This window comes from Paraburkholderia sediminicola (assembly GCF_046026855.1).
GTDB lineage: Bacteria > Pseudomonadota > Gammaproteobacteria > Burkholderiales > Burkholderiaceae > Paraburkholderia > Paraburkholderia sediminicola_A.
Genome location: NZ_JAQQET010000017.1, coordinates 40,277 through 53,720, shown reverse-complemented (window position 1 = coordinate 53,720; position 13,444 = coordinate 40,277). Strand labels below are relative to the sequence as shown.

10 protein-coding genes are annotated in these 13,444 nt (G+C 62.5%); 3 read left to right on the top strand and 7 right to left on the bottom strand.

From position 1 onward, the window contains the following. Positions 1 to 66: 66 nt before the first annotated feature. Positions 67 to 1,293: an EmrA/EmrK family multidrug efflux transporter periplasmic adaptor subunit gene (locus PQR40_RS19890; RefSeq protein WP_408389294.1), complete on the top strand. Its 1,227-nt coding sequence runs from the start codon at positions 67 to 69 to the stop codon at positions 1,291 to 1,293. 34 nt (positions 1,294 to 1,327) lie between these two features. Further along, on the top strand, positions 1,328 to 2,890 hold the full coding sequence (locus tag PQR40_RS19885; RefSeq protein ID WP_408232726.1) for a DHA2 family efflux MFS transporter permease subunit: 1,563 nt from the start codon (positions 1,328 to 1,330) through the stop codon (positions 2,888 to 2,890). A gap of 219 nt (positions 2,891 to 3,109) precedes the next feature. Here PQR40_RS19885 and truB read toward each other — a convergent pair whose 3' ends face one another. The 5 genes from truB to rimP form a co-directional block, all read right to left on the bottom strand. Further along, positions 3,110 to 4,045, bottom strand: a complete 936-nt coding sequence (gene truB, locus PQR40_RS19880; RefSeq protein WP_408389292.1) for a tRNA pseudouridine(55) synthase TruB — start codon at positions 4,043 to 4,045, stop codon at positions 3,110 to 3,112. 92 nt (positions 4,046 to 4,137) lie between these two features. Next, positions 4,138 to 4,503: a 30S ribosome-binding factor RbfA gene (gene rbfA, locus PQR40_RS19875; RefSeq protein WP_325043011.1), complete on the bottom strand. Its 366-nt coding sequence runs from the start codon at positions 4,501 to 4,503 to the stop codon at positions 4,138 to 4,140. A 203-nt stretch (positions 4,504 to 4,706) separates the two neighbouring features. Beyond that, positions 4,707 to 7,673, bottom strand: coding sequence for a translation initiation factor IF-2 (gene infB, locus PQR40_RS19870; RefSeq protein WP_408509709.1), 2,967 nt, complete (start codon positions 7,671 to 7,673; stop codon positions 4,707 to 4,709). A 94-nt stretch (positions 7,674 to 7,767) separates the two neighbouring features. Then, entirely contained in the window at positions 7,768 to 9,243 is a 1,476-nt protein-coding gene (gene nusA / locus PQR40_RS19865; protein ID WP_168793450.1) for a transcription termination factor NusA, read from the bottom strand. Further along, positions 9,240 to 9,698, bottom strand: a complete 459-nt coding sequence (rimP, locus tag PQR40_RS19860; RefSeq protein WP_120296367.1) for a ribosome maturation factor RimP — start codon at positions 9,696 to 9,698, stop codon at positions 9,240 to 9,242. The genes nusA and rimP overlap by 4 nt, the downstream gene beginning before the upstream one ends. A 186-nt stretch (positions 9,699 to 9,884) precedes the next feature. On the opposite strand from rimP, the gene PQR40_RS19855 reads away from it, so the two are divergent. After that, positions 9,885 to 10,199, top strand: a complete 315-nt coding sequence (locus PQR40_RS19855; RefSeq protein WP_408509708.1) for a hypothetical protein — start codon at positions 9,885 to 9,887, stop codon at positions 10,197 to 10,199. A gap of 32 nt (positions 10,200 to 10,231) precedes the next feature. Here PQR40_RS19855 and rluB read toward each other — a convergent pair whose 3' ends face one another. Both rluB and scpB read right to left on the bottom strand, forming a co-directional pair. Continuing rightward, positions 10,232 to 12,133 (bottom strand): 23S rRNA pseudouridine(2605) synthase RluB, encoded by a 1,902-nt coding sequence (rluB, locus tag PQR40_RS19850; protein WP_408509707.1) that lies wholly within the window; start codon positions 12,131 to 12,133, stop codon positions 10,232 to 10,234. Between the two features lie 64 nt (positions 12,134 to 12,197). Next, the gene (scpB, locus tag PQR40_RS19845; RefSeq protein WP_408389286.1) at positions 12,198 to 13,298 is read right to left on the bottom strand and encodes an SMC-Scp complex subunit ScpB; all 1,101 of its coding nucleotides are present in this window, start codon (positions 13,296 to 13,298) and stop codon (positions 12,198 to 12,200) included. Positions 13,299 to 13,444 lie beyond the last annotated feature (146 nt).

Here is a 13,444-nt window from a genome sequence, read left to right as displayed (position 1 = left end):
ACGCGAGCCACGCCCGCACGAACATCCGAATAAACGACGACGTTTGAGAGAAACCGGAGCACATCAATGAGCACCCCCCAGCAGCCCGCGGCCCCCGCACAACCGGCGAACAACGGCAAACGCAAGCGCATGATGACGCTGCTCGTCATCGTGATCCTGATCGCCGCGGTCGCCTACGGCCTTTACTACTTCCTCGACGCACGCTTTCATGAAGACACCGACGACGCGTATGTAAACGGCAACGTCGTACAGATCACGCCGCAAGTCACCGGCACCGTTGTCGCCGTGAACGCAGACGACACGCAAACGGTGAAGGCCGGCGACCCGGTCGTCGTACTCGATCCGGCCGACGCGCGCGTCGCGCTCGAACAAGCCGAAGCGAATCTCGCGCAGACGGTGCGCCAGGTTCGCGGCCTGTTCGCCGACGACAATCAGTATCAGGCGCAAGTTGCCCAGCGTCAGTCCGATCTATCGCGCGCGCAGGACGACCTGAAGCGCCGCCTGACGGTTGCGCAAACGGGCGCCGTGTCGCTGGAAGAAATCTCGCATGCCCGCGACGCCGTGAAAAGCGCGCAAGCCTCGGTCGACGCCGCCCAGCAACAACTGGCGTCGAACCGTGCATTGACCGCCAACACCACGATCGCGGATCACCCCAATGTGCAGGCCGCCGCCGCGAAGGTCCGCGATGCATACCTGAACAACGCGCGTAACAACCTGCCGGCACCGGTCACGGGCTACGTCGCGAAGCGCTCGGTGCAGGTCGGCCAGCGCGTCTCGCCGGGCACCCCGCTGATGGCTATCGTGCCGCTGGGCGGTGTGTGGGTCGATGCGAACTTCAAGGAAGTGCAACTGAAGCACATGCGCATTGGCCAGCCGGTCGAACTGACGGCCGACGTGTACGGCTCGTCGGTGGTGTTCCACGGCAAGGTGGTCGGCTTCTCGGCGGGTACGGGTTCGGCGTTCTCGCTGCTGCCCGCGCAGAACGCAACCGGCAACTGGATCAAGGTGGTCCAGCGTCTGCCGGTACGGATCGCGCTCGACCCGCAGGAACTTGAAAAGCATCCGCTGCGCATTGGCCTGTCGATGCAAGCCGACGTGACCATCAAGGATGACAACGGCGGTCAACTCGGCAACGCGCCGAACACGGTCTATCAGACCAACGTGTTCGAAAAATACGGCGACCAGGCCGACGCCGAAATTGCTCGCATCATTTCGGAGAATGCAGGTCCGAACGGTGGTTCGCAGAAATCAGCTCAAGCCGGCTCCGCGAAGCCCGCTGCGAAGTTAATGTAAGCGGCGCGACGATTCATATAAGGTTTTTTGATTAATGGCTCAGGCTCAGGCGCAAGTCCCTCATCCGCCGCTCGAGGGCGCGCAGCTGGTGATCGGCACCATCGCGGTGTCGCTCGCCGTTTTCATGAACGTGCTCGACACGTCGATTGCAAACGTGTCGATCCCGTCTATCTCAGGCGATCTCGGTGTGTCGTCCGACCAGGGCACGTGGGTCATCACGTCGTTCGCGGTGGCGAATGCGATCTCCGTGCCGCTGACCGGCTGGCTTACCGAACGTGTCGGCCAGGTGCGCCTGTTCATGGCGTCGATCATTCTGTTCGTGATCTCGTCGTGGATGTGCGGCCTCGCGCCCACCCTGCCGTTCCTGCTTGCCTCGCGCGTGCTGCAAGGCGCTGTGGCCGGCCCGATGATTCCGCTGTCGCAAACGCTGCTGCTCGCGAGCTATCCACGCGCCAAGGCGCCAATGGCTTTATCGATGTGGGCGATGACCACGCTGATCGCGCCGGTGGCCGGGCCGATTCTCGGTGGCTGGATCTCGGACAACATCTCGTGGCCATGGATTTTCTACGTCAACATCCCGGTCGGCGCGATCGCCGCCATCGCGACATGGACGATCTTCCGCAACCGCGATTCGGTCATCAGAAAGGCACCGATCGACGGCGTCGGTCTCGGTCTCCTGATTCTCTGGGTTGGCTCGTTGCAGGTGATGCTCGATAAGGGCAAGGACCTCGACTGGTTCTCGTCGACCACCGTCGTCGTGCTGGCGCTGGTCGCGGTGATTTCGCTCGCGTTCTTCATCGTGTGGGAATTGACGGCCGAGCATCCGGTGGTCGATCTATCACTCTTCCGGCGGCGCAATTTCACGAGCGGCACGATTGCGCTATCGATCGGCTACGGGCTCTACTTCGGCAACCTCGTGTTGTTGCCGCTGTGGCTGCAAACCGATATCGGCTACACGGCCACCGAAGCGGGTCTTGTGATGGCGCCGGTCGGCCTGTTCGCCGTGCTGCTGTCACCGATCACCGGCAAGGTGTTGCCGCGTACCGATCCGCGCTATATCGCGACCTTGTCGTTCCTCGTGTTCGCGCTGTGTTTCTGGATGCGCTCACGTTATACGACCGGCGTCGATACTTATTCGCTGCTGCTACCCACGTTGATTCAGGGGATCGGCATGGCCGGATTCTTCATCCCGCTGGTGTCGATTACGCTGTCGGGTTTGCCAGGCAACCGGATTCCCGCTGCGTCGGGCTTGTCGAATTTCGTGCGGATCATGTGCGGCGGTATTGGCACGTCGATTTTCCAGACCGCGTGGGATCACCGCACCATCATGCATCATGCGCAACTGGCCGAACAGGCGAGCGCGTACAACCCGGTTTTCGATCAGTCGATCCGACAGATGGGTGCGGCGGGCTTCAGTCAGCCGCAGGCGTATGGTCTGTTCAATACGATGGCCACGCAGCAGGCCGCGCAGTTGGGCGTGAACGATCTCTTCTTTGTCTCGGCGGGGATCTTTGTCGCGCTGATCGCGCTGATCTGGATGGCAAAGCCGGAACGCGCCGGTGGTGACGCGGGTGCGGCGGCTGCGGCGGCGCATTGAGGGTTTAGCTTCGGTCCGCAGCAGCAGATGACGTGAAAAAAGGCGGGACCGCTTGGTAGCGGTCCCGCCTTTTGTTTGTGGCGCGCAATGCCGAGATGGATTACCTGCGCGTGTCGTGTCGATACCCGCGCTGTCTGCGCGCGGACTGGACGTCGTCCCACGAACCCAGCCGGGCTCGCGTGCTGGCAGCCTTCGCAGGTCGACCGGCGAGCTAGTGACCTAACTCTCAGTCGTGACCACCAGCCGCTCGGGCGCCAATACGCCCTCGCCTTGCTTCGCGACGCCGAGCAGACGTCCTTCGGCTGAATACACACGTACGCGAGGTGCATTCACAGCATCGCCCGTGATGGTCAACTCGGAAAGCTTCAGACGTTGACCATGCAGGAAGCGACGGGTCGCGTCTTCGTCCAGGGTGACGAGCGGGAATGTGGACAGCAATGCATCGACCGGCTGCAGCCAAACATCACGCTCGCTCTCCGTCGCATCGGACAAAGCGTCGAGCGTCACCGAGTTTTCAAGCGTCAGCGCGCCGACGCCGGTACGCCGCAGCGCAACCAGATGCGCGCCACAACCGAGCGCTTCGCCGATATCCTCGGCGAGCGTGCGCACATATGTGCCTTTGCTGCACGTCACGCGAAACGTCACGTCGGGCAACGCACAGGCAAGCATTTCAAGCGCGTGAATCGTCACCTGACGCCCTTCCCGTTCAACCGTCTGACCGGCGCGCGCATATTCGTACAGCGGCTTGCCGTCGCGCTTGAGCGCCGAATACATCGGCGGAATCTGGACGATGCCGCCGAGAAAGTTCTGCATAGCCGCCTGCACCACAGCCTGGTCGCACGTCACGTTGCGCGTATCGATAGCTTCGCCTTCGGCGTCGCCGGTGGTCGTGCGGATACCGAGGCGCATGGTCGCCTCGTAGGTCTTGTCGGCTTCGAGCAGATCTTGCGAGAACTTGGTCGCTTCACCAAAACACAGCGGCAAGAGACCTGTGGCGAGTGGATCGAGCGTGCCGGTGTGGCCGGCCTTTTTGGCCAGGTAGAGACGCTTCGCACGAATCAGCGCGTCGTTGCTCGACAGGCCGAGCGGCTTGTCGAGCAGCAGCACGCCGTCGAGCGCGCGACGCGGCACGCGGGGGCGTTGAGGTGCAGTCATGTCAGAAAGACAGGGTCTTCGAAGTGGTCGGAAACAGCGCTAGACGAACTGCAACTGAGACATTGCAGCCAGGAACGCGGATAACGGCGCGCTCAGTCTTCTTTCGCGCGATTGGCGTTCGCCTCGTCGATCAGGCGAGACATTTCGACGGCCCGTTCGATCGTCTGATCATAGTGAAAATGCAGCGTCGGCACGGTATGAATGTGCAGGCGCTTGAACAACTGATTGTGCAGATGGCCGGCCGCGTGCGTGAGCGCTTCGAGCGTCTGTTGCGGATCACCGGTCAGCGTCGTGAAGTAGACCTTCGCGTGCGCGTAGTCGGGCGTCAGCTCGACGCTTTGAATCGTGACGAGACCGATGCGCGGATCCTTGACCTCGCGCAGCAACTCGGACAGGTCGCGCTGGATCTGATCGGCGATCTGCACGTTACGATTGGGAGAAGAACGTTTTTTAGCCATGATGTTTGTGTGATCCGCTCTGACGGATGCAAAAAAGTTGTTCACGCGAGCCGTGGCGGTTCATGGCTCTACGGCAATGAACGGTTTGACAGCGACTGCAAACCACCGCGGGCCGCAATACGCGACAAATGCTCAGGCCCAAAAACCAACGGGCGGAGCGGGCGCTTAAGCCCGCTCCGCCCGTTGAGCCAATGCCGCGTGAATTACAGCGTACGCGCGACTTCGGTAACTTCGAAGACTTCGAACTGATCGCCTTCGACGATATCGTTGAAGTTCTTGATCGACATACCGCACTCGAAGCCCTGGCGGACTTCCTTGACGTCGTCCTTGAAGCGCTTGAGCGAATCGAGCTCGCCCGTGAAGATGACAACGTTGTTGCGCAGCACGCGCACCGACGACGAGCGCTTGACGAAACCGTCCGTGACCATACAGCCGGCCACCGCGCCGATCTTCGGTACCTTGAAGACCTGACGCACTTCGACCGTACCCGTCACGATTTCGCGCTTCTCCGGTGCCAGCATGCCCGACATCGCAGCCTTCACTTCATCTACTGCGTCATAGATGATGTTGTAGTAGCGAATATCGACGCCGTTGCTTTCCGCCAGCTTGCGCGCCTGTGCATCCGCACGGGTGTTGAAGCCGATGATGACCGCCTTCGAAGCCGTAGCCAGGTTGACGTCCGACTCGCTGATGCCGCCAACTGCGCCGTGCACGATCTGCACGCGAACTTCGTCGGTCGACAGCTTGAGCAGCGACTGCACCAAAGCTTCCTGCGAACCCTGCACGTCGGCCTTGACGATGAGCGGCATGTACGCCACTTCGCCTTCGCCCATCTGCTCCAGCATGTTCTCGAGCTTCGCGGCCTGTTGCTTGGCCAGCTTAACGTCGCGGAACTTGCCCTGACGGAACAGTGCCACTTCGCGCGCCTTGCGATCGTCCGGCATGACGATGACTTCTTCGCCTGCTTGCGGCACTTCCGACAGACCTTGAATCTCAACCGGGATCGACGGGCCTGCCGATTTGGTCGGCTTGCCGGTTTCGTCGAGCATGGCTCGCACACGACCGTAAGCGCTACCTGCCAGCACCACGTCGCCGCGGTTCAGCGTACCCGACTGGACCAGGATCGTTGCAACCGGACCCTTACCCTTATCGAGCTTCGCTTCAATGACGAGACCCTTGGCCGGCGCTTCGATCGGTGCCTTCAGTTCCAGCACTTCGGCTTGCAGCAACACGTTTTCCAGCAGTTCGTCGATACCCGCGCCGGTTTTAGCCGACACCGACACGAACGGCGAATCGCCACCGTATTCTTCCGGCACGACGCCTTCCGCGACGAGTTCCTGCTTCACGCGGTCCGGATTCGCATCCGGCTTGTCGATCTTGTTGATCGCGACGACGAGCGGCACGCCGCCTGCCTTCGCGTGGGCAATCGCTTCCTTCGTTTGCGGCATCACGCCGTCGTCGGCTGCAACCACCAGAATCACGATGTCGGTTGCCTTCGCACCGCGAGCACGCATGGCCGTAAATGCTTCGTGGCCCGGTGTATCGAGGAACGTGATGACACCGCGCGGCGTTTCGACGTGATAGGCGCCGATATGCTGCGTAATCCCGCCCGCTTCACCCGCTGCAACCTTGGCGCGGCGGATGTAGTCGAGCAGCGAGGTCTTGCCGTGGTCGACGTGGCCCATGACCGTGACGACCGGCGGACGCGGCAGTGCTTCTGCGTCCGTGATTTCGCCTTCGACCAGCATCGCTTCCGGATCGTCCAGCTTGGCCGCAACCGCGTGGTGGCCCAGTTCCTCGACGATGATCATCGCCGTTTCCTGGTCCAGCATCTGGTTGATCGTGACCATCTGGCCGAGCTTCATCATCGACTTGATGACTTCCGAGGCCTTCACCGCCATCTTGTGCGCCAGATCGGCGACCGTGATGGTTTCCGGCACGTGCACTTCACGCACGATCGGTTCGGTCGGCGCCTGGAACGTGGTGTTCTGATCCTGATGCTTGCCGCGACCCTTCGGGCCACCGCGCCAGCCGCGATCAACACCGCCGCTCGAATCGCCACGCGTCTTGATACCGCGGCGCTTCGCTGCGTCGTCCTGCCAGCCGCCTTTGCCACCACCCGGCTTCTTCTTGTCGCCAGCCGACGGCGTGGTCGTTGCAACCGGAGCCGCAGTAGCCGGCTTCTTGACTGCCGGACGTGCAGGCGCTTCACCTGCCGGACGCGCCGGCTTGTGCAGCGTGCCCTTGGCTTCCACGGCCTTGACCGGCTCAGCGGGCTTCGGTGCCGGTTCCGGCGCCTTGACCTGCGCCTTGCGCGGCGTGTTCATCATTTCGCGAATCGCACGCGCTTCGGCTTCCGCCGCCGCACGGCGCTTGCTCACTTCTTCCTGCTCGGCACGCGTTTTCTCGGCGGCCTGACGCGCTGCGTCTTCCGCTTTCTTCGCTGCTTCGCGTTGTGCGGCACGTTCTGCCGCTGCGCGCTCGTCTTCCTGCTCGCTTTCCTTCGCGACCGCCGGCTCCGCAGCCTTGGCCGCTACCGGTTCAGCCTTCGCGGTCGCCGCCTGGGCAGCCTGCGCAGGCTCTGCAACTTGAGCCTGCTGGCGAACAGCCGCCTCAGCCGCAGCCGCTGCGCGCTTCTTCGCTGCTTCTTCTTCCGCACGACGGCGCTCGGCTTCGGCAGCCTGCTCGCGCGCCTGACGTTCCGCTTCTTCGCGCTCGAGCTGCTCCTGACGCGCCTTCAACTCCTGAGCCTGCTTTTCGAGCAGCTCGGCTTCGTGACGAGCTTCCTCTTCACGGCGCTGGAGCTCCAGATCGTCGACATCGGCCTCGGCCACATGATTCGATGCATCGCCGCCTTCAGCGGCGGATTCGTCGCGGCGGACGAAAGTGCGCTTCTTGCGCACCTCGACCTGAATGGTGCGAGCTTTGCCCGTCGCGTCGGATTGTTTGATCTCCGACGTATGCCGTTTCGTCAGCGTGATCTTGCGCTTGTCCGCATCAGTCGAGCCGTGAGACTTGCGCAAGTGGTCGAGCAGACGCGCCTTGTCCGTTTCGGACAAGCTGTCGTCTTCGCTCGCTTTAGTGACGCCTGCTGCCTGAAGCTGCTCAAGGAGCACGCCTGCAGGCATTTTCAGTTCCGCGGCAAATTGGGCTACGTTGTTACTCGCCATTCATTCCTCTTAATGCAAGGACCGATTCCTTGCGGTTAGCATCTTGTCATGCGGCCTAACGGCCGCGGTCAATTTAGTGCGCCATGGTCATTTCTCACTGGAACCAATGTTCACGTGCTTTCATGATCAACGCCTTAGCGGCATCCTCTTCCATTCCGGTCATCTCGACCAGTTCATCCACAGCCAGCTCGGCGAGTTCGTCGCGCGTCTGGATCTGATGTTCGGCAAGCTTGGCGAGCAGGTCGGCATCCATGCCGTCCAGGCTCTTCAGGTCGAGTGCAACATTCTCGACCTTTTCTTCATTCGCGATCGCCAGTGTCAGCAACGCATCGCGCGAGCGATTACGCAGTTCGTGAACGGTGTCTTCGTCGAATGCTTCGATTTCGAGCATCTCGTTGAGCGGCACATAAGCGATCTCTTCGAGGCTCGTAAAGCCTTCGTCGATCAGGATGTCGGCAACTTCTTCGTCGACATCGAGACGCGCCATGAACAGGTCGCGCAGTACACCGCGTTCCTGATTCTGCTTTTGCGCAGATTCGTCCGGCGTCATGATGTTGATCTGCCAGCCGGTGAGTTCGCTGGCAAGACGCACGTTCTGGCCGCTGCGGCCGATCGCGACCGCCAGTTCGTTTTCGTCTACGACGACGTCCATCGAATGCTTTTCTTCATCGACGACGATCGACTGGACGGCTGCCGGCGCGAGCGCGCCGATCACAAACTGTGCGGGATCTTCCGACCATAGCACGATGTCGACGTTTTCGCCACCGAGCTCATTGCGCACGGCCTGTACGCGCGAACCGCGGATACCGACGCACGTGCCGATCGGATCGATGCGCTTGTCGTAAGCGACCACGCCGATCTTGGCGCGCACGCCCGGATCGCGGGCAGCCGCCTTGATTTCCAGCAGGCCCTGCTCGATTTCCGGCACTTCCATTTCGAACAGCTTCATCAGGAATTCGGGCGCCGTACGCGACAACTCGATCTGCGGACCGCGTGCGGTGCGATCGACCTTGGCGATGTAGGCGCGCACGCGGTCGCCCACGCGCAGGTTTTCCTTCGGAATCAGCTGGTCGCGGCGCAGCAGCGCTTCGACACGGCCGGTTTCGACGATGAAGTTACCCTTATCAAGGCGCTTCACCGAGCCGGTCATGATGTGCTCGCCGCGCTCGAGGAAATCGTTCAGGATCTGCTCGCGTTCCGCGTCGCGCACCTTCTGCAGGATCACCTGCTTGGCAGCCTGCGCGCCGATACGGCCGAATTCGATCGACGGCACCGGCTCTTCGATGAACTCGTCGAGCTGGATTTCCGGCTTCTGTTCACGCGCTTCGAACAGCAGGATTTCCTGATCCGGCTCTTGCAGGCCGGCTTCGTCCGGCACCACTTTCCAGCGGCGAAACGTTTCGTGCTCGCCGCTTTCACGGTCGATCTGGACGCGAATATCCGCGTCTTCTTCGAAGAGTTTCTTGGAGGCCGAAGCGAGGGCCGCCTCGAGCGCGGCAAATACCACGTCTTTATCGACGTTCTTCTCGCGTGCCAGCGCATCCACCAGCATCAACACTTCGCGACTCATTGTTTGCGGCTCCTAAAGTCAACTTTCGGAACGAGGCGTGCCTTATCGATATCCGCGACGGTGAAATCGAGCATCGCGGCGCCTTCCTTCCCTTCAAATTCCAGGCCGATCGTCTCGCCTTGCGGAGCATGCAGGATGCCCCGGTACGATTTCCGTCCGTCCAATGGCTTTTTCAATGTGATTACCACTTCGCTGCCTGCGAAGCGTTCAAAATCCGCCAGTTTTTTCAGCGGGCGGTCGAGCCCCGGCGACGATACTTCAAGCCGCTCGTATTCGATATTTTCGACCGTCAGAACGTGCTGGAGCTGACGCGTGACTTTCTCGCAATCTTCGATCGCAATGCCGGCCGGCTGGTCGATATAAATGCACAACATGCCGCGCCCGGTGCGCTCGAGATCGACGAGCTCGTAGCCGAGTCCCACGACCGTGGTTTCAATCAGTTCCGTCAGTTGCACAGTGCCCTCTAAGATGTTCGCGCGGCGAGACCTGCCGGGTTTGTCTGCAAACACCAATGCGGGCCGCGCGCCAAGCTGGCGCACGTTCGTGCTACCCGAGATGCCGAACCACCTGGAACTGAGCGGCAAAAAAAAATGGGCTAAACGCCCATCATCTTATTACCGGTGGTCGCACCTGAGCCGCACATGAAAAGCCGCACGCCCAGCGACTTCGCGATTGTAGCCATTTTTCGGGACAAACGCAAACCGCAGAACGCCGCGCGAAGCGCATTTCAGCTTGATTTCATGGGAATCTTTCAACGATATAGCGACGCTCCGGGCCTTTTGCAAGGCGGCTTGCGCCGCCTCGGCCCCGCGCCGGACAAGCGGGGCCAGGAAAATCTGCCCCTACTTATGCGCACGCCGCGGTTTTATGCGTTACATGAAACTCGCGATGAAACCTGCAGCGCTCGTCGATCGATTCTGACGGTAATGAGGCGTAAATCGTTGAAGAACGATTAGCGGCCCACCGTCATGCTTATGCTGATTGTTGCTTAACGGCCACGTGAGCGGCCGCGCGGCGCGCCGCCACTACGATTGGCGCCGCCCGCGTTGGCGTTGCCGCCACCGGCGCGGTTGGCGTTACCACCACGATTGCTGCCCGGCCCACGGCTACCGCCGCCACCGCCCGGGTTGCCGCCCGGGGCGCCAGTGCGCTTACCGCCGCCAGCCGCACGATTGCCATTGCCCGACGGCGCCCGATTGCCATCGACGTCACCACGGCCGCCACGCGGGCCACCCGTGCTACCGCCACCGCCGCTCATCGGGCCGCTAAAGCCACCGGCACTGCGTCCAGCGCCGCGGCTACCGTAGCCGCCACCGCCGCCGAAACCACCACCCGCGCCACCTGCACCACCACCGAAGCTGCCACCCGCTGTGCCGCGGCGGCCTTGACCGCGCGGCTGCTGCTGATCGAAGCGGCCATGCGACATCAACACCGGTTCACGGTTAATGAAGCCCATCGACGTTTGCATCGGATCCGGCTGCTTGCGCTCCGGTGCCGAGTTGCGGCTGCCATGTTCTTCCGACGGAGCCTTCAGGCCGACAGACGCCATCAGCGCGCGTACCTGATTGTCTTCGAGCTCTTCCCAACGGCCACGCTTCAGACCCTTCGGCAGCGAGATCGGGCCATGACGCGTGCGGATCAAACGGCTGACCATCAGGCCGGCGGCCTCGAACATGCGGCGCACTTCACGATTACGCCCTTCGGCGAGCGCGACGTGATACCAATGATTGGTGCCCTCGCCGCCGCCATCGCGGATGCGCAGGAAATTCGCCGGGCCGTCTTCCAGCTCGACGCCGTGCAGCAACTTCTGACGCATGCCTTCAGCCAGTTCGCCGACCACGCGCACCGCATATTCACGTTCGACGCTGTAACGCGGATGCATGAAACGGTTGGCCAGATCGCCCGAAGTGGTCAGCATCAGCAGACCTTCCGTGTTGAAGTCGAGGCGGCCGACCGCGAGCCACTTGGCGGTCTTCATGGGCGGCAGATTGTCGAACACCGACGGGCGGCCTTCCGGATCGGCGTGGCTGACGATTTCGCCGGTCGGTTTGTGATACAGCAGCACGCGCGGCGGCTTGTTGGCCAGCTTGCGCTTGACCGGCTTGCCGTTGATGCGGACCTGGTCGGTCGGCATGATGCGTTGGCCGATGTGAGCCGGCTCACCATTCACCGACACCCGGCCGGCAATGATCAGCTCTTCCATGTCGCGGCGCGAACCCATGCCGGCTTCGGCCAGCACTTTATGCAGCTTCGGCGCGTCGTCGTCCGCAGCCAGGACACGCTTGGGCGCGACCGGCTTGCCACGACGCAGCATGGGGGCGCGCACGCCGCCAGTGGCGCTGTTGTCCGCATCGAATGCGGGCGAGGTGACGTACGAGAACAGGTCGTCCGGGCTCGCTTCGGTTACAGCTACAACCGGTGCTTCACCGCCACGGCGATTCTGGCGCTGACCACCTTCGCGCGGCTGACGCTCGCGCGGGCCGCCCTCGCGCTGCCCTTCGCGGGGGGCGCCTTCACGCTGACCACCTTCGCGCTTCGCACCGCCCGCATTGCGGCGCGGGCCTTGACCCTTGGCGCCGGCATCTTTGCGCGGCATGCGCACCTGCGCTACGACCTCGCCGTCCGGCGGCGCTTCTGTGACGACCGGCGCTCCTTGCGCGGGCGCGCCTTCGGCGCCCTTCGTCTTCGCTCCGGCGCGGCGCCGCGCGATCAGGCTACGCGGTCCGCGACGCAGACCACGGCGCGGACGGTCTTCGCCGTCTGCTTCCGTGGTCTGTGCCGGGCGCTCGCTTTCGCCTGCCGACGCTTGCGTGGTGCGCGCTTCGTCGGCGCGTGCCGACGGCACGGCGCGCTCGGATTCGGACGAATCGGTGTCGTGGGTATGTGTCAAAACAACCTCAAAATGTCAGGTCGCGCGCGCCCATTGCGGGCGCGGCAAAAAAAGTTCGGTTACGTCAGGCGCTGCGCGACTCGGGTTCGTCGTCGGTCAGAATGCCATCGTCCTGCGCCGCATCGCGACGATCCTCAGGATCGCCGTGCGCCGCGGTGGTCGGGTTCGGCTCGGCGGCATGCTCCGTATCGCGGAGCACGCCCGAGTCGTGCGCGGGTGTTGCAGGATCGGCCTGGGAGGCCGGATCATGATTCAGTGCGGGCCCGGCGCCGCCGGCCTGCGGTTCAACCTGCGTTTCAACTTTTGCCGCTTCGGCATGTTCTTGCCCGGCCGGCGCTGCGGCGGCATCCTGATGCGGCCCGGGTGCCGTCGCGACATCCGTCGCACCCTGCGTTGGCTCGGCAGATTCAGCTGCCTCGCCTGCTTCGGCGGCCCGGTTTGCCTCGGCCGACTCCGCGTGCTGCGCCTGATCGGCCGGCGCTTGATGCTCTTCTGCGTGTTCGCCAGCGATTTCCGTTCCTGCGGCCTCGCCTGCGGCGGAGTCCACCGACTCTTCGAGCGGGCCTTCTTCGCCTGAAACCAATGCCTGTGCGGTCTCGATCTCGGAAAATTCGATCGCATGCTGACCGAGCAGATCCGCGTTCAGCTGCGCCGACGGATCGGCGAGCGGCGGCAATTCGTCGAGCGCCTTCAAACCGAGGTCGTCGAGAAATTGCCGCGTGGTCGCGTAAAGCGCCGGACGGCCTGGCACATCACGATGGCCGATCACCTCGATCCAGCCGCGATCCTCGAGTTGCTTGACGACCTGCGTATTCACCGTAACGCCGCGAATCTCTTCGATATCGCCACGCGTGACCGGCTGCCTGTACGCAATGATCGCGAGCGTCTCGAGCACCGCGCGCGAATATTTCGGCGGCTTCTCAGGATGCAAACGATCCAGGTACGAACGCATCGCGGGCTTGCTTTGAAATCGCCAGCCCGACGCCAGCCCGACCAGCTCCACACCGCGCCCAGACCAATCCTGCTTGAGGTCTTCGAGCAAATTCCGAACAGTGTCTGCCGACACGCCGTCGGCAAAGAGCTTGCGTAAATCGCCGAGCTTTAACGGCTCCTGCGCGCAGATCAAGGCAGTCTCGAGGACGATCTTCGCCTCTTGGGTATTCATGCAGCTAGGTCAGACCCTGTGGTCAAAGAACCGGATCAAACAGACGATGTGGAACTGAAGACGCGCTCGCCCGATTCTGATCGGTCATATTGATGGGAGCACGCACCGGGGGGAGGCGAAACAGGCAATCGAGCCAAACCCAGCCG